This window comes from Inquilinus ginsengisoli (assembly GCF_031453975.1).
Classification (GTDB): Bacteria; Pseudomonadota; Alphaproteobacteria; order DSM-16000; family Inquilinaceae; genus Inquilinus; species Inquilinus ginsengisoli_A.
In genome coordinates this window covers 588,136-607,806 of the sequence record NZ_JAVDPW010000001.1, presented here as the reverse complement: position 1 = coordinate 607,806, position 19,671 = coordinate 588,136, and the positions used below count along the sequence as shown (strand labels likewise).

At 70.0% G+C, this 19,671-nt stretch carries 21 protein-coding genes; 12 read left to right on the top strand and 9 right to left on the bottom strand.

The features are described 5' to 3' along the window. Window positions 1-3 precede the first annotated feature (3 nt). From E9232_RS02825 to E9232_RS02800, 6 genes are all read left to right on the top strand, one after another. Window positions 4-999 carry an ABC transporter permease subunit gene (locus tag E9232_RS02825; RefSeq protein WP_309792009.1) on the top strand — a complete coding sequence of 332 codons (996 nt, stop codon included), beginning with the start codon at window positions 4-6 and terminating at the stop codon, window positions 997-999. 80 nt (window positions 1,000-1,079) lie between these two features. After that, on the top strand, window positions 1,080-2,015 hold the full coding sequence (locus E9232_RS02820; protein WP_309792008.1) for an ABC transporter substrate-binding protein: 936 nt from the start codon (window positions 1,080-1,082) through the stop codon (window positions 2,013-2,015). A 150-nt stretch (window positions 2,016-2,165) separates the two neighbouring features. Then, window positions 2,166-3,092, top strand: a complete 927-nt coding sequence (locus E9232_RS02815) for a DMT family transporter (RefSeq protein ID WP_309792006.1) — start codon at window positions 2,166-2,168, stop codon at window positions 3,090-3,092. Between the two features lie 68 nt (window positions 3,093-3,160). Further along, complete coding sequence (locus E9232_RS02810) at window positions 3,161-3,682, top strand: pentapeptide repeat-containing protein (RefSeq protein WP_309792004.1); 522 nt, start codon at window positions 3,161-3,163, stop codon at window positions 3,680-3,682. A gap of 37 nt (window positions 3,683-3,719) precedes the next feature. After that, window positions 3,720-4,253 carry a hypothetical protein gene (locus tag E9232_RS02805; protein ID WP_309792002.1) on the top strand — a complete coding sequence of 178 codons (534 nt, stop codon included), beginning with the start codon at window positions 3,720-3,722 and terminating at the stop codon, window positions 4,251-4,253. An 86-nt stretch (window positions 4,254-4,339) separates the two neighbouring features. Further along, complete coding sequence (locus E9232_RS02800; protein WP_309792000.1) at window positions 4,340-4,732, top strand: hypothetical protein; 393 nt, start codon at window positions 4,340-4,342, stop codon at window positions 4,730-4,732. Window positions 4,733-4,741: 9 nt separating this feature from the next. On the opposite strand, the gene E9232_RS02795 is transcribed toward E9232_RS02800, so the two are convergent. Together E9232_RS02795 and E9232_RS02790 are read right to left on the bottom strand one after the other, a co-directional pair. Continuing rightward, window positions 4,742-5,404: an HAD-IA family hydrolase gene (locus E9232_RS02795; protein WP_309791998.1), complete on the bottom strand. Its 663-nt coding sequence runs from the start codon at window positions 5,402-5,404 to the stop codon at window positions 4,742-4,744. Continuing rightward, a complete protein-coding gene (locus E9232_RS02790; protein ID WP_309791997.1) occupies window positions 5,404-5,886 on the bottom strand; it encodes a GNAT family N-acetyltransferase in 483 nt (160 codons plus the stop codon). Before E9232_RS02790 ends, E9232_RS02795 begins: the two co-directional genes overlap by 1 nt. Window positions 5,887-5,990: 104 nt before the next feature. On the opposite strand from E9232_RS02790, the gene E9232_RS02785 reads away from it, so the two are divergent. Both E9232_RS02785 and E9232_RS02780 read left to right on the top strand, forming a co-directional pair. Continuing rightward, the gene (locus tag E9232_RS02785) at window positions 5,991-8,237 is read left to right on the top strand and encodes an ATP-dependent helicase (RefSeq protein ID WP_309791996.1); all 2,247 of its coding nucleotides are present in this window, start codon (window positions 5,991-5,993) and stop codon (window positions 8,235-8,237) included. A gap of 8 nt (window positions 8,238-8,245) precedes the next feature. After that, entirely contained in the window at window positions 8,246-8,923 is a 678-nt protein-coding gene (locus E9232_RS02780) for a hypothetical protein (protein WP_309791993.1), read from the top strand. On the opposite strand, the gene map is transcribed toward E9232_RS02780, so the two are convergent. From map to E9232_RS02755, 5 genes are all read right to left on the bottom strand, one after another. Further along, a complete protein-coding gene (gene map / locus E9232_RS02775; protein WP_309791991.1) occupies window positions 8,909-9,676 on the bottom strand; it encodes a type I methionyl aminopeptidase in 768 nt (255 codons plus the stop codon). The two genes, E9232_RS02780 and map, sit on opposite strands and share 15 nt — an antisense overlap. After that, window positions 9,673-9,885: a ParD-like family protein gene (locus E9232_RS02770; RefSeq protein WP_309791990.1), complete on the bottom strand. Its 213-nt coding sequence runs from the start codon at window positions 9,883-9,885 to the stop codon at window positions 9,673-9,675. Before E9232_RS02770 ends, map begins: the two co-directional genes overlap by 4 nt. 89 nt (window positions 9,886-9,974) lie before the next feature. Continuing rightward, the gene (locus E9232_RS02765) at window positions 9,975-10,451 is read right to left on the bottom strand and encodes an NUDIX hydrolase (RefSeq protein ID WP_309791989.1); all 477 of its coding nucleotides are present in this window, start codon (window positions 10,449-10,451) and stop codon (window positions 9,975-9,977) included. Window positions 10,452-10,481: 30 nt separating this feature from the next. Further along, on the bottom strand, window positions 10,482-10,886 hold the full coding sequence (locus E9232_RS02760; RefSeq protein ID WP_309791988.1) for a GFA family protein: 405 nt from the start codon (window positions 10,884-10,886) through the stop codon (window positions 10,482-10,484). An 81-nt stretch (window positions 10,887-10,967) separates the two neighbouring features. Then, complete coding sequence (locus E9232_RS02755) at window positions 10,968-11,426, bottom strand: hypothetical protein (RefSeq protein WP_309791986.1); 459 nt, start codon at window positions 11,424-11,426, stop codon at window positions 10,968-10,970. A 205-nt stretch (window positions 11,427-11,631) separates the two neighbouring features. Between E9232_RS02755 and E9232_RS02750 the strand changes: the two genes are divergently transcribed. The 3 genes from E9232_RS02750 to E9232_RS02740 all read left to right on the top strand — a co-directional run bounded on the left by E9232_RS02750 (window position 11,632) and on the right by E9232_RS02740 (window position 15,534). Beyond that, window positions 11,632-12,522 carry a 50S ribosomal protein L11 methyltransferase gene (locus E9232_RS02750; protein WP_309791985.1) on the top strand — a complete coding sequence of 297 codons (891 nt, stop codon included), beginning with the start codon at window positions 11,632-11,634 and terminating at the stop codon, window positions 12,520-12,522. 116 nt (window positions 12,523-12,638) lie between these two features. Then, window positions 12,639-14,012 carry a glycerophosphodiester phosphodiesterase family protein gene (locus tag E9232_RS02745; RefSeq protein ID WP_309791984.1) on the top strand — a complete coding sequence of 458 codons (1,374 nt, stop codon included), beginning with the start codon at window positions 12,639-12,641 and terminating at the stop codon, window positions 14,010-14,012. Window positions 14,013-14,274: 262 nt separating this feature from the next. Next, window positions 14,275-15,534 carry an MFS transporter gene (locus tag E9232_RS02740; protein WP_309791982.1) on the top strand — a complete coding sequence of 420 codons (1,260 nt, stop codon included), beginning with the start codon at window positions 14,275-14,277 and terminating at the stop codon, window positions 15,532-15,534. Here E9232_RS02740 and E9232_RS02735 read toward each other — a convergent pair whose 3' ends face one another. After that, window positions 15,535-15,795: a YjiS-like domain-containing protein gene (locus E9232_RS02735; RefSeq protein WP_309791981.1), complete on the bottom strand. Its 261-nt coding sequence runs from the start codon at window positions 15,793-15,795 to the stop codon at window positions 15,535-15,537. It abuts the gene before it with no gap. Between the two features lie 330 nt (window positions 15,796-16,125). On the opposite strand from E9232_RS02735, the gene E9232_RS02730 reads away from it, so the two are divergent. Continuing rightward, window positions 16,126-18,132 (top strand): aminopeptidase P family protein, encoded by a 2,007-nt coding sequence (locus E9232_RS02730; protein WP_309791980.1) that lies wholly within the window; start codon window positions 16,126-16,128, stop codon window positions 18,130-18,132. A 175-nt stretch (window positions 18,133-18,307) separates the two neighbouring features. On the opposite strand, the gene E9232_RS02725 is transcribed toward E9232_RS02730, so the two are convergent. Continuing rightward, a complete protein-coding gene (locus tag E9232_RS02725; RefSeq protein WP_309791979.1) occupies window positions 18,308-19,546 on the bottom strand; it encodes an MFS transporter in 1,239 nt (412 codons plus the stop codon). Between the last annotated feature and the right edge of the window lie 125 nt (window positions 19,547-19,671).

The following is a 19,671-nucleotide window of genomic DNA, read 5'->3' as shown; positions in this document are numbered from 1 at the left end:
CGCATGGCCAACACCACCTCCGCCGTCAACCGCGACGCCGAACGCCGGATGATGATCCAGAGCCTGATCCGGACCGTCGGCATGCTGCCGGTGCTGATCCTGCTCTGCATCGCCTTCTACCTGATGAGCGAGAACGGCCGCTTCGCCTCCTGGCAGAACATCTCGATCGTGATGCAGCAGGCCGCGATCAACACGGTGCTGGCCGCGGGCATGACCTTCGTCATCCTGACCGGCGGCATCGACCTGTCGGTCGGCTCGATCCTCGCCGCCTCCGCCATGGCCGCGGTCATCGGGTCGCTGATCCCGGATCTGGGCCTGCTCGGCATTCCGCTGGGGCTGCTCTGCGGCCTGGTCTTCGGCCTCGCCAACGGCAGCCTGATCGCCTTCCTGCGGCTGCCGCCCTTCATCGTCACCCTGGGATCGCTGACCGCGGTGCGCGGCATCGCCCGGCTGATGGGCGGCGACACCACCGTGTTCAACTCGTCGCTGTCCTTCGACTTCATCGGCAATGCCTCCGTGCTGGGGGTGCCCTGGCTGGTGATCATCGCCTTCGTGATCATCGTGCTGTCCTGGCTGGTGCTGCGGCGCACCGTGCTGGGCGTCCACATCTATTCGGTCGGCGGCAACCCGGATGCGGCCCGGCTGTCGGGCATCAAGGTCTGGCGGGTGCTGCTGTTCGTCTACGGCGCCTCCGGCCTGCTCGCCGGGCTGGGCGGGGTGATGTCGGCCGCCCGGCTCTACGCCGCCAACGGCACCCAGCTCGGCACCAGCTACGAGCTCGACGCCATTGCCGCGGTGATCCTGGGCGGCACGTCCTTCGTCGGCGGCATCGGCTCGATCTGGGGCACGCTGGTCGGCGCGCTGATCATCGCCGTGCTGTCGAACGGGCTGATCCTCGTCGGCGTGCCCGATGTCTGGCAGTACATCATCAAGGGGCTGATCATCATCGGCGCCGTCACGCTCGACCGGCTGCGGCTGCAGGGATCGGCCCGCACCTGAGTGTCCGCATTTTCGCGACAGGCCGGCGGGATCTCTGGTCACCCGCCGGCCTCATCGAACCGACCAGGGGAGGAAATCACGTGCTGAAACATGTTCTGCTCGCCGGCGTCGCGCTGGCACTCTCGATCGGCGCCGCCGGCGTCGCCGAAGCCAAGGATCTGAAGAAGATCGGCGTCTCGCTCGGCTCGATGGGCAACCCGTTCTTCGTGGCCCTGGCCAACGGCGCCGAGTTCGAGGCGAAGAAGACCAACCCGGATGTCGTGGTCCAGGCCGTCGGCTACGACTACGATCTGGGCAAGCAGTTCACCCAGATCGACAACTTCATCGCCGCCGGCGTGGACATGATCCTGCTGAACCCGGGCGATCCGAAGGCGATCGGCCCGGCGATCAAGAAGGCGCAGGCCGCCGGCATCATCGTCGTCGCGGTCGACACCGCGGCCGAGGGCGCCGACGCCACGGTCACCACCGACAACGTCCAGGCCGGTGAGATCGCCTGCAAGTACATCGCCGACAAGCTGGGCAACAAGGGCAACGTCATCATCGTCAACGGCCCGCAGGTCTCGGCCGTGACCGACCGGGTCAAGGGCTGCCACAATGTCTGGGACAAGCTGCCGGACCTGAAGATCCTATCCGCCGACCAGGACGCCAAGGGCTCGCGCGACGGCGGCCTGCAGGTGATGCAGGGCCTGCTGACCCGGTTCGAGAAGATCGACGGCGTCTTCGCCATCAACGACCCGACCGCGATCGGCGCCGACCTGGCGGCCAAGCAGCTCGGCCGCAGCGGCATCGTCATCACCTCGGTCGACGGCGCCCCTGACATCGTCGACGCGCTGAAGGGCAACACCCTGATCGAGGCCTCCTCGGCCCAGGACCCGTTCTCCATGGCCCGCAAGGCGGTGGAGGAAGGCGTCGGCCTGCTCAACGGCCAGAAGCCGGCCCAGGACCCGACGCTGATCCCGTCGAACCTGGTCACCCGCGACAACGTCAAGGACTACAAGGGCTGGACCGGCAAGTAAGGCTGGCCTCACCGCGATTGGGCGCCGGTTCCGGCCGGCGCCCTTCTGCTGTCCGCCGCATGGCAGCCCCGGCGTCATCGGCGCTGGCCCTGCCGATTCGGCGGGCGCTAGTCTGGCGAAACGAACGAGCCGCGACGGGCCCCGCTTCCGATGACCATCTCCCAGGCCGGACCGAACGGGTCGAGCGAGTCGGCCCCGGCCTCCTACCTGCCCGCGATCGGCTACAAGCTGGCTTCGGCCGCCCTGTTCACCTGCATGTCGGCGCTGATCAAGCAGCTCGGCGACCAGTATCCGGTCGGCCAGATCGTGTTCGTGCGCAGCCTGTTCGCCATGATCCCGGTGCTGTGGCTGGTGCATCGCCTCGGCGGCTTCCGGGTGCTGCGCACCGAGCGGCTGGGCGGCCATCTCCGCCGCTCCGGCTCCGGCCTGTGCTCGATGTTCCTGGGCTTCACCGCGCTGGGCATGCTGCCGCTGGCGACCGCCACGGCGCTGGGCTACGCCGCGCCGATGTTCATCACCATCCTGGCGGTGCCGCTGCTGGGCGAGACCGTGCGGATCTACCGCTGGAGCGCGGTGGTGATCGGCTTCGTCGGCGTGCTGCTGGTGGTGCATCCCGGCACCGCCGGCATCTCCTTCGGCGCCGTGGTCGCCCTGGGCGGGGCGCTAGCCACCGCCTTCGCCATGGTCTCGATCCGCAAGATGGCGGACACCGAATCCAACGTCACCATCGTCTTCTATTTCACCCTGACCGGCACCATCGCCGGCGCCGCCACCCTGCCCTTCATCGGGGTGTGGCCCGACCTGATCGACGTGCCGATCCTGATCGCGGTGGGGCTGCTGGGCGGCGTCGCCCAGATCCTGATGACCAAGGCCTACCAGCTGGCCCCGGCCTCGGTGGTCGCGCCCTTCGACTACGCCTCGCTGGTCTTCGCCCTCGGCCTCGGCCTGGTGGTGTGGGCGGAGTTCCCGACCCCGATCGAGCTGGTCGGCACCGCCGTCATCGTCTCCTCCAGCCTGTTCATCGCCTTCCGCGAACGGCAGCGCCGGATCGTGCGGCCGGTGGCCAAGTCGCTCTGACCCGACCCGCGGCCCCCCGGTCCCAGGCCGCCCTTGCGCAGAACGGGGCGATCGGAGACTGTCCCGCCATGTCGGTCGCATCGCTCGGCCCCCGATTCGTCCGGGCCCTCCCCTTCGCCCTCGCCCTGCTGCTCGGACTGGCCGCCGCGGCCCAGGCCGGCTGTTCCGACGCCGCCGGCCCCCAGGTCAACTGGCGGCGCTGCCTGCAGGACGAACGGGTGCTCAGCAAGGTCGACCTGACCGGCGCCCAGCTGCGCGAGGTCAGCCTGACCCGGGCGGTGCTGGACGGCGCGATCCTGACCGGGGCCGAGGCCTTCGGCGCCCGGTTCAGCAACGCCAACCTGCGCGGCGCGAAGCTGGACGGCGCGAAGCTGGGCAATGCCGACTTCACCGACGCCGACCTGACCGGCGCCGACCTGACCAAGGCCGACCTGCGCAACGCCCGTTTCGTCGGCACCAAGCTGCGCGGCGCCAACCTCACCGGGGCGGAGCTGCGCGGCACCGTGTTCCGCGACGCCGACCTGTCCGGCGCCACCTGGACCGACGGCACCAAGATCTGCGCCGAAGGCTCGACCGGCCTGTGCGAATAGCCCGCAGCCCCGCTGGAAGGCGGAGGCGAGAAGACCGATGACCGCAAGCAACCTCACTCCGAAGGGATCGGGCCGGAGGGCCGGCTTCCCCCCGCTCGACCGCGTCATCGCCCTGGTCCAGATCCTGGGCGGGCTGGTCGGCCTGGGGGTGATGGCGCCGCAGATCTACCGCGACGCCCCCGCGATCATCGCCCTGACCCAGGGCCTGGTCCTGGGCGCCGCGGCCCTGCTGTTCCTGCTGTGCATCCTCGCCGGGGGGCTGCTGTGGCGCCGCCGCCCGATCGGCTATGTCCTCTCGATCCTGGTGCAGGCGCTGCAGATCCCGATCATCTACACCGGCGACCTGATCTATCACTTCCACATGGTCGCCCGGCTGGTGGTCACGCTGTCGGCCAGCACCGCGGCCGCCTCGACCACCCCCGCCTACGGCATCGGCCTGGACCCGTTCCAGGGGCTGCTGTCCCTGGGCCTCTACCTCGACACCGGCCTGCCCGGCGCGATCATCGGGGTGAACCTGCTGCCTGTGATCCTGTGCGTCATCCTGGAATATTCCCGGCGTCAGAACTGGTAGCGACCATATGTCGTCTGCAACCCGCCCGACATCATCCCGACATGCGGCCGGCCTAGCCTGGCGCCGACCGCAACCGGAGACCCGACATGCCGCAGCAGCTGACCCCCGACGAGCAGGCGGTGCTGGACCTGTTCCACGCGTTCCTGCGCGGCATGGAACAACGCCAGCCCGAACCGCTGCGGGACATGATCATGCCCGAGGGAATGGGGACCCGGATCAGCAAGGGCGAGGTCCAGCGGCTCACCCTGGCCGGGCTGCTCGACATCTTCCCGACCGAGGGCACCTCGGTGCTGGAGGAGCGGATCTACGACCCGCTGGTCCGCACCGACGGCGACATCGGCATCATCTGGTGCGCCTATGACTTCCGGGTCGACGGCCGGATCACCCACAGCGGCACCAACATCATCAACCTCGCCCACATCGACGGGCGCTGGATGATCTCCGGCGTCAGCGACAGCGCCCGGTTCCCCGAGGGCTGACGCCCGGCCCTACCGCCCCAGCCCGGTCAGCCGCAGCCCGTCCTCGCCGGCCCGCAGCCGGAGATGGTCGAAGCCGGCCAAGGTGGCATGCGGCGTCGCCATCGGCTGGTGATGCGTCGCGGTGACGACCGCCACCGTCGCGCCGGCCGCCTCCGCCGCCTGGATGCCGGCCGGGGCGTCCTCGAACACCAAGCAGTCGCGCGCGTCGCAGCCGAGCCGTTCGGCGGCCAGCAGGTAGCAGTCCGGCCGGGGCTTACCCTGCGCGACATCCTCCGCGGTCACCACCAGCGCCGGCGGCTCGATGCCGGCCGCGGCCAAGCGCGCCCGGGCCAAGTCGCGCGGCGCCGAGGTCACGATCGCCCAGCGGTCCGCCGGCAGCGCCGCCAGGAACGCCACCGCGCCCGCAATCGGCTGCACACCGTCGACATCGGCGATCTCGTCCAGGGTCAGCGCCGCGGCCTCGCGCTCGGCATCCACCCCGGGCAGGCCGAGGCGGCGGATGGTGTCGACCGCGCGCATGCCGTGGATGGTCGGCAGGAAGGCGGCGACGTCGAGCCCGTGGCGGCCCGCCCAGCGCGTCCAGATCCGCTCGGCGGCGGCGATCGAGCTGAGGATGGTGCCGTCCATGTCGAACAGGAACGCGGCGAAGGCCCTGTCGGCGATCGCTGCCATCACTTGCCCGCCGCCAGCGCGGCCAGGGCGTCGCCGGTCAGGCGGTAGCCGGTCCAGTCCGACTTGTGGTCGAAGCCGAGCCGCTTGTACACGTCCCGCGCCGGGTTCCAGGTCAGCACCGAAAGGTCCAGCCGCTTGCCACCGCGTTCGACCAGCAGCTGCGCGATCCGCACCACCAGCGCCCGGCCGACGCCGAGGCCGCGCGCGGCGTCGCGGACATAGAGGTCCTCGAGATAGATGCCCTCGCGCCCCTCCCAGGTCGAATAGCTGGAGAAGAACAGGGCGAAGCCCAGCACCTGGCCGTCGCGCTCGGCCATCAGCGCCTCGAATTTCGGATGCGGCCCCCAGCCGTCGCGCAGCAGGTCGGCCTCGGTCGCCAGCACCGCGTCGGGCTCCCTCTCGAACACCGCCAGTTCGGTGATCATCGCCAGGATCTCCCTGGCGTCGCGGGGCTCGGCGGGGCGGATCAGGAGGTCGGTCATGGCGCTCTCGTCATCGGGTCGCGTCGATCCTTGGCGGACCCGCTCGCCTGCGTCAACCGGACGCCGAGCCTTCCGGCGCAGCCCGGTCATGCTATAGACATCGGATGGTCGAACTTTCCCGGAACATCCCGGCTGGCTTCGAGCCGCCGTACCTGCAGAACCTGAACCCGGCCCAGCGCCAGGCGGTCGAGACGGTCGACGGCCCGGTGCTGGTACTGGCCGGGGCCGGCACCGGCAAGACCCGGGTGCTGACCACCCGGCTGGCGCACATCCTGTCGACCCGGCGGGCGTGGCCGAGCCAGGTGCTGACCGTCACCTTCACCAACCGCGCCGCACGAGAAATGCGGGAACGCGTGGCCCATCTGCTGGGCACCCCGACCGAGGGCTGGTGGATGGGCACCTTCCACGCCCTGGCCGCCCGCATCCTGCGCCGCCACGCCGAGCTGGTGGGCCTGCGCTCCAACTTCTCGATCCTCGACACCGACGACCAGATCCGGCTGATCAAGCAGCTGATCGAGGCCGACGGCATCGATTCGAAGCGCTGGCCGGCCAAGGTACTGCTGGGCGTGATCGAGCGCTGGAAGGACCGCGGCCTGACCCCGGCCAAGCTGAAGCCGGCCGATGCCGGCGAGGTCGCGCAGGGCCGCATGCTGCAGCTGTACGTCGCCTACCAGGAGCGGCTGCGCACGCTGAACGCCTGCGATTTCGGCGACCTGCTGCTGCACAACCTGACCATCTTCCAGGAGCATGCGGAGGTGCTGGCCGATTACCAGGACCGCTTCCGGTACATCCTGGTCGACGAGTACCAGGACACCAACGTCTCGCAGTATCTGTGGCTGCGCCTGCTGGCGCAGAAGCACCGCAACCTGTGCTGCGTCGGCGACGACGACCAGTCGATCTATTCCTGGCGCGGTGCCGAGATCGGCAACATCCTGCGCTTCGAGCAGGATTTCCCCGGCGCCGCCGTGATCCGGCTGGAGCAGAACTACCGCTCGACCAGCCACATCCTGGCGGCCGCCGGCGGGCTGATCGCGCACAACCAGGGCCGCCTGGGCAAGACCCTGTTCACCGAGGAGCAGGGTGGCGACACCGTGGTCGTCCGCACCGTGTGGGACGGCGAGGAGGAGGCGCGCTGGGTCGGCGACGAGATCGAGACGCTGCAGCGCCAGAAGGTGCCGCTGAACGAGGTGGCGGTGCTGGTCCGCGCCGGCTTCCAGATGCGCGAGTTCGAAGAGCGGTTCCTGACCCTGGGCCTGCCCTACCGCGTCATCGGCGGCCCGCGCTTCTACGAGCGGCAGGAGATCCGCGACGCCATCGCCTATTTCCGGGTGGTGGCGCAGCCGGACAACGACCTGTCCTTCGAACGCATCGTCAACACGCCGAAGCGCGGCCTGGGCGACGCCACCATCCAGCTGCTCTACCAGGCCAGCCGCGCCCTCGGCGTGCCGCTGACCGAGGCGACGCTGCGGCTGATCGAGACCGACGAGCTGAAGCCGAAGCCCCGCGGCGCCCTGCGCAGCCTGATGGGCGATTTCCAGCGCTGGCGCGCCATGCTGGAAACCGGATCGCATGTCGACATGGCGCGGACCCTGCTGGACGAGAGCGGCTACACCGCGATGTGGCAGGCCGACAAATCGCCGGAGGCGGCCGGGCGGCTGGACAACCTCAAGGAACTGATCAATGCGATGGAGGAGTTCGAGACCCTCCTCGCCTTCCTCGAGCATGTCAGCCTGGTGATGGAGAACGAATCCGGCAAGACCGGGCCGCAGGTCACGCTGATGACCCTGCACGCGGCCAAGGGGCTGGAATTCGCCCATGTCTTCCTGCCGGGCTGGGAGGAAGGGGTGTTCCCGAACCAGCGCGCGCTGGACGATGGCGGCATCGCCGCGCTGGAGGAGGAGCGCCGGCTGGCCTATGTCGGCCTGACCCGGGCCAAGCGCCGCGCCTATGTCGCCGCCGCCGCCAACCGCCGCATCCACGGCCAGTGGCAGAACGCCCTGCCCTCGCGCTTCATCGGCGAGCTGCCGGACGCGAATGTCGAGGTCACCTCCGGCACCGGCTTCGGCAATGAGCGCTTCGCCGACGCAGCACCAACCCGGCTGTGGACCGCGCCGGCCCAGAGCGGCTTCATGCGCCGGGCGCCGGTGACGATCGAGGGCAGCGGCTACGAGGTGCGCGAACGGCCGCGCCCGTCGCGCAGCTTCGGCATCGGCGACCGGGTGTTCCACCAGAAGTTCGGCTATGGCGAGGTCCGCAGCGTCGACAGCGACAAGCTGACCATCGCCTTCGACCATTCCGGCGAGAAGCGGGTGATGGACAGCTTCGTCGTCCCCGCCGCCGAAGCAGGATGAGCTTGCAGATGCGTTTGACGATGCGACGCGCGGCCCTGGCCGCGCTGGCCCTGTTCACCGTGTCCGGCGCCCACGCCGCGGGGCCCACAACCACCGTGGTCGTGCCCGGCGGCAACGGTGAGATCTTCACCATGGCCGTGCCGGCCGGCTGGACCCGCGGCGCCAGCGCGATCGAGGGCAACGACACCTCGATCTCCTGGTACCAGGGCGCCGCCAGCGACAATGTCGACAACGTGATGATGGTCGGACGGATCGGCGGCCTGGGCGGCAGCGACCCGGCCGAGTTTATCCGCCGCAACGTCGAGGCTTTGAAATCGCAATGCGACGACGTGGTCGCGGGTGACGTCCGGTCGGACAAGGCCGGCGGCACGGTGCGCACCGCCATCGGCTGCACCCGGCGCAAGAGCAACGGCGTCGGCGAGCTGCAGCTGCTGCACATCGTGGTCGGGCGCGAGGCGCTGTACGTCGCCCGCCGCTTCTGGAAGCTGCCGGCCTATGACAAGACCCATGTCCCGCTGTCGAACGAGGCCATCGCCGCCGGCGGCGCCGACATCGACGGCATCCGGGTCTGCGTGCTGTCCGGCGCCGGCACCCCCTGCCCGGCCGGCCTGGCCGCGGCGCTGAAGGACAAGGTCACCGACCTGTCGCCGCTGGAGCTGAAGGACAGCCTGCTACCGGAGAACTAGTTCGTCCGGACGCAACGTCAGCACCGACACGCCGGACGCCGTCACGGCAACGGTGTGCTCGAACTGGGCGGACAGCGACCCGTCTCTGGTCACGACGGTCCAGCCATCGGCCTCGGTCTTCACGTTCCGCCGGCCTCGGTTGAGCATCGGCTCGATGGTGAAGACCATGCCCTCGCGAAGGGCGAGGCCGGTTCTCGGCGTTCCGAAATGCAGGACCTGCGGTTCCTCATGCATCTCGCGGCCGATGCCGTGGCCGCAATATTCACGCACCACGGAATAGCCGTTTCGCTTGGCATGCCGTTCGATCGCCCAGCCGATGTCCCCGAGCCGCGCGCCCGGCCGCACCGCCCGGATGCCCTGCCACATGGCCTCGTAGGTGGTCCGGACCAGCCTCCTGGCGGCCGGGTCGACCTCGCCCACCAGATAGGTCTTGCTGGAATCCGCGATATAGCCGTTCTTCTCGAGCGTGATGTCGAAATTGACGATGTCGCCGTTCCGCAGCACGTGCGATTCCGCCGGAACGCCATGGCAGACCACCTCGTTCACCGAGGAATTCAGCACGAAGCCATAGCCGTATTGGCCTTTGCTGGCCGGTCGCGCCTGGAGGTCGTCGACGATGAAGCGCTCGACCAGCGCGTCGACCTGAAGCGTCGACATGCCGACCAGCGGGGTCCGGTCCAGCAGCCCGAACACGGACGCCAGCAGCCGGCCGGATTCGGCCAGCAGCGCCAGTTCTTCAGGCTGCTTCGTCATGCTGCACTCTCAGCCAATGGCTGAGCCGAGACGCCTGCGGAACTCAGTTCCCGCTCGATGATCTCGGTGAAGCTGAGCGTGGGATTTCTCTCGCACAGCATGCCGAGCTTGATCCAGTAGGCGGCCTGCGCGTTGATCGACCGATACGAGACCTTGCTCGCCCGGCGCAGCTGGTCGTGCAGATCGTCATCGATGTTCACAATGCCCATCGGGCTGCTCCATATACGATACGTATATGGAGCATATATATGCCATGCACGAGAAAGCCAAGCGCAGCGTCGGGCGGCCGACGATGGATCTACGGTGTCGCGACCTTCGGGCTAATCAGCAGCCACCGGCTCGGCGTGCTGTGGATGAACTCGTTCTCGATGTGGCGGATCACCGCCCGCTGCCCCGCGAAGGGCACCATCTGCAACGCGTCCGCGACGGAGACCCAGCGGAACTCGCTGTGCTCCGGGTTCAGGGTCACCGTGTCTTCGGCCCCCGCATATCCCACGAACACCGGAAGCAGGCTGATGGCATCGCGGTCGGCTTCGTAGAACTGCTCGCAGATGTCAGCGGAATAGAGGCTGGCGAGCACCAGGCCGGTTTCTTCCTGGACCTCGCGCAGCGCGGCCTGCCAGGCGGTCTCGCCGGCCTCGATGCCGCCGGCGACCTGGCACCACTCCCCGGCCAGCGACCGCGTGCGCCGCAGGAGCAGCATCTCGGTCGCCGCGCTGCTTCCCCTCAGGACCACGACGGAGACGGCAAAGCAGCGGATCGGGATGTCCGGCATGCGCTCGATTCCCCTTCGTCGCGGCCGCCGTCAGCGTCCCGGCTGCCATTCGGGATGGCGCGGCACCTCGCCGTCATCGGACAGCCACGGGGCGTCGTGCGAGGTCCAGATGTGCATCACCGGCCGCTGGCCGGGATCCTGGTCGAGCGTGGCCACCCGCAGGATGACATGCGGCTGCGCCGGCCGTTCCGCCACCAGATGCGTGCCACAGACCGAGCAGAAGCGCCGCAGCTTGCCGGCTGAGGATTCGTAGTCCCGCAGCAGGTCCTCGCCGGCGATCCAGCGGAAATGCTCGCGCAGCACGCCGGCCGTCGTGGTGAAGGCGCTGGCATGGGCCTTGCGGCAGGTGGTGCAATGGCAATGCCCGACCGGCATGTCGAGGCCGTCGATCTCATAGCGCACCGCCCCGCAGAGGCAGCTTCCCGGAAACGGCATGGCCTCCCCCCTGCATGATGGCCCGGTATCGGGTCCGGACCTTAGAGCGGGAGCCGGGACAAGGCCAAGCCCGAGCCTGCGTCAGGGTTGCCGGAATTCCCGCCGCCAGCACAGCGCGGACCCAACCGCGAGGCAGAGGGCGACGAAGGTCAGCCCGGCATTGGCGACCTGGGAATATTCCCACTGGCGCCGCAGGGTCAGCCAGGCGGCCGAGCTGCTGGTCCAATCGGCGGTCGCCCGGCTGGCGGGATCGGTCCAGAAGAAAAAGACCACCAGCGTCGCGGCCAGGCACAGCGCCGCGACCAGGGCCAGCCGGGCTGGACGGGGCTGTCGCCGCGCCCCGATCGCCAGGGCCAGATCGGCCGCCAGCGCCGCCACCGGGACAAAGCCGAGCAGCGACCAGCCGCGATAGATCGCCTGGACGGTGAGATAGGTCGTCTCGTCCAGCGCCATCTTGTTGGGCAAGGCGAGCAGATGGGCACCGGCCGGCACCAGCGCCAGGGCGGTCAGCACCACGGCCAGGAACTGCAGCGCCTTCATCGGCCGCCTCCATCGGGGTCATCCAGGGAGTTAGGGCCGCTTTGCCCGACGGACACCTGCCCGGTGCTGGAATCTCGGCCGAGCCGGGACGCCCGCCTCGCGTTTGCCATTTCCGGCCACGCCGGCGGCGGCGTCCGATGAAGGCGGGTGCATTCCGGGGCCCGGGCCGATACTGTGCGGCCAGTCCGTCCCGCCTGGAATCCCGATGAGCCGCACCGTCCCGTCCGAAGCCGCCGCCGCCTGGCGCACCAGCATCGTCGTCAACGCCGCCATCGGCGACGCGGTGCAGACCGCCTTCGACGACCATTTCGCCTCGGTCGCGGCGTTCGAGATCGAGGAGGGCGGCGACTGGATCATCGAGGGCATCGACCGCAACCCGCCGGACGAGGCGGCGCTGCGCAGCCGGCTGGCCCTGGTGGCGGCGATGATCGATGTGCCGCTGCCCGACCCGATGGTCGAGAAGGTGCCGCCGACCGACTGGCTGGCCGCGACCTACCAGGCCTTTCCGCCGCTGCGCATCGGCCGCTTCTTCATCCATGGCTCGCATATCGAGGACGGGCCGCCGGCCGGCAGCATCCCGCTGTGCATCGACGCCGCCACCGCCTTCGGTTCCGGCGAGCACCCGACCACCGAGGGCTGCCTGCGGGCGCTGGACCGGCTGTCGCGCCGCCGCCGCTTCCACCGCATCCTCGACATGGGCTGCGGCACCGGCATCCTGTCCTTCGCCGCCGCCCGGCTGTTCGGCGCCCCGGTGCTGTCCGCCGACATCGACCCGGAATCGATCCGCGTCACCCGCATCAACGCCCGGATCAACCGGCTGGCGGACCCGATCACCGCCGTGGTCTCGAACGGCTATGCCAGCCGCGTGGTGCGCGAGAACGGGCCCTACGACCTGATCATCGCCAACATCCTGGCCCGGCCGCTGATGAGCATGGCGGCCGATCTGCGCCGCAACCTGGCGCCGGGCGGCATGGCGATCCTGGCCGGGCTGCTGGAGCGCCAGGCGCCGCAGGTGCTGGCCGCGCACCGGCTGCAGCGCCTGACCCTGGCGGACAAGATCCCGATCCGCGGCTGGCCGACCCTGATCCTGCACTGAGGGGCCTCGGCCCCCGCCAACCGTCGCCAAATCTTCACAATCGGCGTCATCCAGCCGTCATTGCGCGCCACTAGCTTGGGCAGCCTCAACCTGCACCCAAGACAAAGGTCGCCCGCATGGGACGCCTCGACATCCGATCCGTTTCGCTGATCGCCATCGCCGCCGCCACGGCGGCGCTGGTCGCCGTGACCGGCAGCAGCTTCGCCGCCGGCGCCAAGCCGTTCCTGACGCTGGACGGCAAGCCGCCGCTGGTGGTGGGCCATCGCGGCCTGCCCGGGCTGATGCCCGAGGAGACGCTGCCGTCCTACGACATGGCCGCGGCGCTCGGCACCGACGCGCTGGAGGAAGACCTCCACCTGACCAAGGATTGCATCCTCGTCGCCCGCCACAACCCCTGGCTGAGCGACAACACCGATATCGCCGAGGTGGCCAAGACCAACCCCGAGATCGCGGCGCGCAAGCGCACCGTGCCGGGCGTCATGGCCAAGGTGGCCTGGGCCCAGACCCCGACCAGCGGGCCGTCGGAATACCTGACCGACCTGACCGACCCGAAGGACCCCAAATCGGTCCTGAAGTCGCTGATCGTCGACGGCGAGGACCACACCGGCGACTGGTCGATCACCGACTTCACCCTGGCCGAGCTGAAGCAGTGGCTGGGCGGCACCACCTATGACGCCGCCAGCGAGCGGCCGGCCGAGTTCAACGGCAAGTTCCCGGTGCTGAGCTTCCAGGAGATCATCGACCTGGCAAAGGCCAAGAGCCAGGCCACCGGCCGGGTGATCTCGGTCTATCCCGAGAGCAAGAACCCGACCTGGAACGACGAGCAGGCCATCGCCAATGGCTGCGGCGCGCCCGGCAGCCACCCGCTGGAGGACGCGATGATCAAGATCATCGACGCCAACGGCCTGAACGCGAAGGACGCGCCGATCTTCGTGCAGAGCTTCGAGCCCGGCAGCCTGAAATACATGCGCGCCCACGGGCTGAAGACCAAGGTGGTGCAGCTGATCGACGGCTACGACGTCGACTTCAAGACCGGCGCGGTGATCTACAACGAGGTGGTCGACAGCCGGCCCTACGACTGGACAGTGGCCGGCGACCCGCGCTGGTTCGACGCGATGCTGACCCCGGCCGGGCTGGCCGAGATCAAGACCTATGCCGACGGCATCGGGCCGTGGAAGCCGCAGATCGTGCCGGTAAAAATCGTCCCCTGGAAGGACAGGAACCCGGACGGTACGGCGTATGCGGGATCGACCCGCGAGGCCACCACCCAGCCGCCGACCAGCCTGGTCGCCGACGCGCACAAGGCCGGGCTGTTCGTGCATGTCTTCACCTTCCGCAACGAAGGCAAGTATCTGGCCGCCGACTACAATGGCGACGCGCAGGCCGAGTACCTGAAGTTCTTCCGCCTCGGCATCGACGGCGTGTTCACCGACTTCACCAACGCCGGCGTCGCCGCCCGCGCCGCCTACCTGCACGAACTGGGCCGCTGATACGGTCGCCCCTCTCCGTCATCGCGAGGACCCCGGACTTGATCCGGGGGACGTGGCGATCCATGCCAGGCGGCGCCATGGATTGCTTCGTCGGCTTCGCCTCCTCGCAATGACGATCAGAGTTCACATCGGCCGAGAACGGCAGCGCAGCGCACCGGCTGCAGCGACTGTCGCTTTCGGACAAAATCCGGGCGAAGGCCCGGCCTAGGCTGGGTCTCCGGCGGCGGAATTTTCTGCCGCCGACGCCGCCGAGGTCCATCCCATGTCCGCCGTCCTCTCCTCCGTCGCAGCACTCCTGGCCGGGGTCGGGCTGATGCTGTGCGGCAACGGGCTGCAGGCGGTGCTGGTGGCGGTGCGAGCCACCGATGCCGGCTTCGGCACGGTCGTCACCGGCCTACTCGGCTCCGGCTACTATGCCGGCTTCGTGCTGGGCTGCCTGCTGGGCCCGCATCTGATCCGCCGCGCCGGCCATATCCGGACCTTCGCGGCGGTGGCAGCGCTGGCGGCGGCGGTCGCCCTGTCCTTCCCGCAATATGTCCATCCGGCGCCCTGGATCGTGCTGCGCGGCGGCACCGGCTTCTGCTTCGCCATCGTGTTCATGGTGATCGAGAGCTGGCTGAACGAGCAGGCCACCAGCCGGACGCGCGGCACCGTGCTGTCGCTCTATACCATCGTCACCCTGGTCGCGATCACGGTCGGCCAGATGCTGCTGGGCGTCGAGACCGGCAACCCGATGACCGCCTTCACCTGGATCGCGGTGATGATCTGCCTGGCGGTGCTGCCGATCGCCATGACCCGGACGGCCGCCCCGCCGGTGCCGCAGGTAGTGCGGCTGCGGCTGGGCCGGCTGGTCGCGACATCCCCGGTCGGGGCCGCGGCCTGCCTGGTGGTCGGCATCTCCAACGCCGCCTTCTGGTCGCTGGGGCCGGTTTTCGCCCAGGCGCGCGGCTTCGACGCCGCGACGGTGGCGCTGTTCATGAGCGTGGGCGTGCTGGGCGGCGCCGTCGGGCAATGGCCGCTGGGCCGGCTGTCTGACCGGATCGACCGGCGCTGGACCATCGTGATCTCGGGCGTCGGCACCGCGGCGGCCGGCATCGCGCTGCTGGCCGTCGGCGCGCTGCCGGCGGAGGCGGTGCTCGGCCTGATCTTCTGCTACGGCGCCTTCTCGCTGCCGCTCTACGCGCTGGCCCTGGCCCACACCTTCGACCAGGTGCAGGCGGGCGAGTTCGTCGAGACCTCCAGCGGGCTGCTGCTGATCTACGCCATCGGCGCCGTCGCGGGCCCGGTGCCGGCCAGCCTGCTGATGGTGCATCTGGGCCCCCAGACGCTGTTCGCCTTCGTCGCCGTGGTGACCCTGGCGCTGGCCGCCTTCACCCTGTACCGGATGGGACGCCGCGCCCGTGCCCCGGCCGAGTCACGGCCGGGCTTCGTGCCGCTGCAGCCGGCGACCCATGGCGTGGTCGGGCTCGACCCGCGGGCGCCGGAAGCACCCGCCGTCGAGGCCCCCACGGGCAAAGGCTGATCAGGCGACGCCGGCCATCCGGTTGGTGTTGGCGGCGCGCTGCAGCGAGGCACGCACGGCGCCTTCCGGCAGCATGGCGGTCACGTCCTCGTCGCCCTGCACCAGCACCGTCTCGATCAGGTTGCGGGTCAGGCCGATATCCTCGAGCTGGCGGTCGGTCAGCTCCATCAGCTCGTGATAGGTCAGGCTGCGGTCGACGCTGCCGCGCAGGCGGAAGACACCGCGGATGAGGTAGGCGAGAAGCTGGTATCCCATGGTCATGTCCCGTTTCCGCTCCCGCTTGCGCGAGAATTATTGCATTGCACCATCGCCGGCCACATAGCGCGGCGACGCAGGCGAACGCTGCTTCAGAGGGACGTTTCCAGGATTTTGTTATCGGATGGCCGCCGGTCGGACGGGATCCGCAGCATCAGAATGCACGGCATTTTGTGCATCGCAACATCGAATTTGTGCATAACAGCATAGAGCGTCGCGACGCCGCACTGACGACGGCCGTAACCGGCCGCGCCGGCTTCCCCTCCCACGGTCGATGCGCGATAAGACTCCAAAGCCCGCCTGGCCGGGCATCCCAGCCCATGGACGCTGCCGCCGATGACCACCGATCTCCACGACGCCCTCGCCGCCGCGGCGGCCGACACCGGCGGCCGCTACGACGCCTCGGCCCTGCAGGAGCTGCTGGAAGGCGTGGTCGCCGCGCCGGCGGCGCTGGATGAGGCGGCGTGGCTGGAGCTGGTGGCGCCCGACGCGACCGAGCCGCAGGCCAAGCGCCTGCGTGCGGCCAAGGCCGCCGTCGCCGCGGCCCGCCGCCCGGCCGGCCCGCAGCCGGCGGAGCGGCTGGCCGCCCTGCGCGCCGCGCTCGGCCGACTCGGCCTCGACGGCTATGTCGTGCCGCATGCCGACGAGCACCAGGGCGAATACCTGCCGGCCCAGGCCGAGCGCCTGGCCTGGCTGACCGGCTTCACCGGCTCGGCCGGCTTGGCCGTCGTCACTGCCGACCGCGCCGCCATCTTCATCGACGGCCGCTATACCATCCAGGCCGAGCAGCAGACCGACGCCGCCCAGTGGGAACGCAGGCACCTGCACCAGGACCCGCACGAGGCGTGGCTGGCCGGGGCGCTGCCCAAGGGCGGGAAGGCCGGCTACGACCCGCGCCTGGCCACCGTCGCCTGGGTCGAGAAGACCCGCAAGGCGGTCGAGGCCGCGGGCGGCACCCTGGTCGCGGTCGAGGAGAACCCGATCGACACGCTGTGGACCGACCAGCCGCCGGCGCCGATCTCGCCGACCATCGTCCAGGAGAGCGACGTCGCCGGCCAGGAGGCGCGCGACAAGCGGGCCGAGATCGCCGAGGCGCTGCGGCGCGACCGGCTGGACGCGGTGGTGCTGACCGCGCCGGAAAGCGTCGCCTGGCTGTTGAACCTGCGCGGCGCCGACGTGCCGCACACGCCGCTGCCGCTGTCCTTCGCCGTGCTGCATGCCGACGGGCTGGTCGACCTGTTCATCGACCGGCGCAAGCTGGTGCCCGGCGTCGACCGCCATCTCGGCAACGAGGTCGCGATCCAGCCGCCGTCCAGCCTGGGCCAGGCGCTGGAAGGGCTGGGCCGCGCCGGCAAGGCGGTGCGGATCGACGCCGCCTCGGCCAGCGCCTGGGTGCAGGACCGGCTGAAGGGCGCCAAGGTCGATGTCGGCGCCGACCCCTGCGCCCTGCCCCGCGCCCGCAAGAACGCCACCGAGCTGGAGGGCACCCGCGCCGCCCATCGCCGCGACGGCGCCGCCGTCACCCGCTTCCTGGCCTGGCTGGCGCGCGAGGCGCCGTCGGGCAAACTCGACGAAGCCAGTGCCGCCGCGAAGCTGCACGACTTCCGGGTCGCCGCCGGGGGGCTGCGCGACGAGAGCTTCGACACCATCTCCGCCGCCGGGCCGAACGCCGCCCTGCCGCATTACCGCTTCAGCGCCGAGAGCAACCGGCCGATCGAGCCGGGCAACGTCTACCTTGTCGACAGCGGCGGGCAGTACCGCGACGGCACCACCGACATCACCCGCACCATCATCGTCGGCACCCCGACCGAGGAGATGCGGCGCGCCTTCACCCTGGTGCTGAAGGGCCATATCGCGATCTCGACCGCGCGCGTCCCCAAGGGCACCACGGGCTCGCAGATCGACGCCTTCGCCCGCCGGCCGCTCTGGCAGCACGGGCTGGACTACGACCACGGCACCGGCCACGGCGTCGGCAGCTATCTCAGCGTGCATGAGGGGCCGGCGCGGATCGCCAAGACGCCCAACACCATCGCGCTGGAGCCCGGGATGATCCTGTCGAACGAGCCCGGCTACTATGCCGCCGGCCGCTTCGGCATCCGCACCGAGACCCTGGTGGTGGTGCAGCCCTGCGCCGAGTTGAGCGACGACAGCAGGAGCTTCCTTGAATTCGAGACCATCACCTTCGCCCCGATCGACCTCGCCCTGGTCGACGCGGCGCTGCTGACCGCGGAGGAGCGCGCCTGGCTGGACGCCTACCACATCAAGGTGCGCGAGATCGTCGGCCCGCAGCTGGACGGCGAGGACCGCGCCTGGCTGGACCAGGCGACCCGGCCAGTCGCGTAGGACCAAGGGGAGGCTACGTCGCACGCGAAACCGAGTGCGGCCTCTCTTTTCCTGTCATTGCCCGGCTTGACCGGGCAATCCAGGGGCCACCAAGAGCCGCTCTGGCCGCCCCTGGATGCCACGGTCAAGCCGTGGCATGACAAGGGAGGGGTGGGCCTGCCCTACCCCACGCTCCCTACTCCAACTCGACTCCCCGGGTCTCCGGCAGCATCAGCGTCGCCCCGATGTCGGCGACATAGATCACCGCCAACAGCGCGATCGCCACGCTGAAGGAATACTGGTTGGCCAGCGCGCCGACCACCAGCGGGCCGAAGCCGCCGACGCCGCGGCCGAGGTTGAACAGCACGCTCTGCGCCGTCGCCCGCGCCGTGGTCGGGTACAGCTCGGAGATCAGGGCGCCGTAGCCGCCGATCATGCCGTTGACGAACATCCCCATCACCGCGCCGCCGAACAGCAGGGCCATCGGCGACACCAGCTGGGCGTAGACCACCACCATGATCGCCGCCCCGGCCTGGAACAGGATGAAGGTCGGGCGGCGGCCGATGCGGTCGGCGAGATGGCCGAAGGCGCCGATGCCGACGCACATGCCGAGGATGGTCACCACCGTCCACAGCGCCGATTTGGTCAGGGAATAGCCCATCGCCGTCGACAGGTAGGACGGCAGCCAGATCATCAGCCCGTAATAGCCGAAGTTCTGGACCGAGCAGAGGATGAAGACGGCGAAGCTGATCCGGGTGGTGCGGGCATCCTTGACCAGCAGGCGCAGCGAGTTGCCCTGGCGCGGCCGGGCCGCCCGGTCGAGGAACAGCGCCGGCTCGCCGATCGTCCGGCGCACCACGAAGGAGACGATGGCGGGCAGGAGGCCGATGGCGAACATGCCGCGCCAGCCGATGATCGGCAGCAGCAGCGGCGTGGCCAGCGCCGCGGCCAGCACGCCGGCCTGCCAGCCGAGCCCGACATAGGAGGAGGCGCGGGCGCGCAGCCGGGCCGGCCAGGTCTCGGCCACCAGGGCCATGCCGATGCCGAATTCGCCGCCCAGGCCGAGGCCGGCGATGGTGCGGTAGGCCAGCAGGTCCCAATAGCCCTGCGCCAGGGCGCAGAGGCCGGTGAAGACCGCGAACAGCAGGATGGTCCAGGTCAGCACCCGCACCCGGCCGATGCGGTCGCTGAGCATGCCGAACAGGATGCCGCCGGCCACCGCGCCGATCAGCGTCGCGGTCACCAGCGACCCCGATTCGGCCGGGGTCAGGGCCAGCCCGGCGGCGACCGCCGACAGCATGAAGCCCAGGATCAGCAGGTCGAACCCGTCCATGGCGTAGCCGACCGCCGACGCCACCAGCGCCCGCCGCGCCGTCGCGTCCGGCCGGTCCGCCGCGCCGGATCCCACTGCCATCCCGATGTCGGATGTGGTCATCGCCGTCCCCCGCCTGCCCCTCGGACTGTCCGAGCATTGTTTCAGTTCGATTGCAAGCAAGACCGGTGCCACGCGTAGGAATGCCCGCCGGTCCCGCCCCCCGCTGGCGGCCGGCGGCGGACGCG

Bases quoted from the DNA above. Each gene is read 5' to 3' on its own strand.
- E9232_RS02745 (WP_309791984.1), top strand. From the start codon at position 12,639: ATGGGACGCCTCGACATCCGATCCGTTTCGCTGATCGCCATCGCCGCC.
- E9232_RS02805 (WP_309792002.1), top strand. From the start codon at position 3,720: ATGACCGCAAGCAACCTCACTCCGAAGGGATCGGGCCGGAGGGCCGGC.
- E9232_RS02800 (WP_309792000.1), top strand. From the start codon at position 4,340: ATGCCGCAGCAGCTGACCCCCGACGAGCAGGCGGTGCTGGACCTGTTC.
- E9232_RS02750 (WP_309791985.1), top strand. From the start codon at position 11,632: ATGAGCCGCACCGTCCCGTCCGAAGCCGCCGCCGCCTGGCGCACCAGC.
- E9232_RS02810 (WP_309792004.1), top strand. From the start codon at position 3,161: ATGTCGGTCGCATCGCTCGGCCCCCGATTCGTCCGGGCCCTCCCCTTC.
- E9232_RS02765 (WP_309791989.1), bottom strand. From the start codon at position 10,451: ATGCCGGACATCCCGATCCGCTGCTTTGCCGTCTCCGTCGTGGTCCTG.
- E9232_RS02825 (WP_309792009.1), top strand. From the start codon at position 4: ATGGCCAACACCACCTCCGCCGTCAACCGCGACGCCGAACGCCGGATG.
- E9232_RS02770 (WP_309791990.1), bottom strand. From the start codon at position 9,885: ATGGGCATTGTGAACATCGATGACGATCTGCACGACCAGCTGCGCCGG.
- E9232_RS02795 (WP_309791998.1), bottom strand. From the start codon at position 5,404: ATGGCAGCGATCGCCGACAGGGCCTTCGCCGCGTTCCTGTTCGACATG.
- E9232_RS02760 (WP_309791988.1), bottom strand. From the start codon at position 10,886: ATGCCGTTTCCGGGAAGCTGCCTCTGCGGGGCGGTGCGCTATGAGATC.
- E9232_RS02790 (WP_309791997.1), bottom strand. From the start codon at position 5,886: ATGACCGACCTCCTGATCCGCCCCGCCGAGCCCCGCGACGCCAGGGAG.
- E9232_RS02815 (WP_309792006.1), top strand. From the start codon at position 2,166: ATGACCATCTCCCAGGCCGGACCGAACGGGTCGAGCGAGTCGGCCCCG.
- E9232_RS02740 (WP_309791982.1), top strand. From the start codon at position 14,275: ATGTCCGCCGTCCTCTCCTCCGTCGCAGCACTCCTGGCCGGGGTCGGG.
- E9232_RS02730 (WP_309791980.1), top strand. From the start codon at position 16,126: ATGACCACCGATCTCCACGACGCCCTCGCCGCCGCGGCGGCCGACACC.
- E9232_RS02755 (WP_309791986.1), bottom strand. From the start codon at position 11,426: ATGAAGGCGCTGCAGTTCCTGGCCGTGGTGCTGACCGCCCTGGCGCTG.
- E9232_RS02735 (WP_309791981.1), bottom strand. From the start codon at position 15,795: ATGACCATGGGATACCAGCTTCTCGCCTACCTCATCCGCGGTGTCTTC.
- E9232_RS02785 (WP_309791996.1), top strand. From the start codon at position 5,991: ATGGTCGAACTTTCCCGGAACATCCCGGCTGGCTTCGAGCCGCCGTAC.
- E9232_RS02725 (WP_309791979.1), bottom strand. From the start codon at position 19,546: ATGACCACATCCGACATCGGGATGGCAGTGGGATCCGGCGCGGCGGAC.
- map (WP_309791991.1), bottom strand. From the start codon at position 9,676: ATGACGAAGCAGCCTGAAGAACTGGCGCTGCTGGCCGAATCCGGCCGG.
- E9232_RS02780 (WP_309791993.1), top strand. From the start codon at position 8,246: ATGCGTTTGACGATGCGACGCGCGGCCCTGGCCGCGCTGGCCCTGTTC.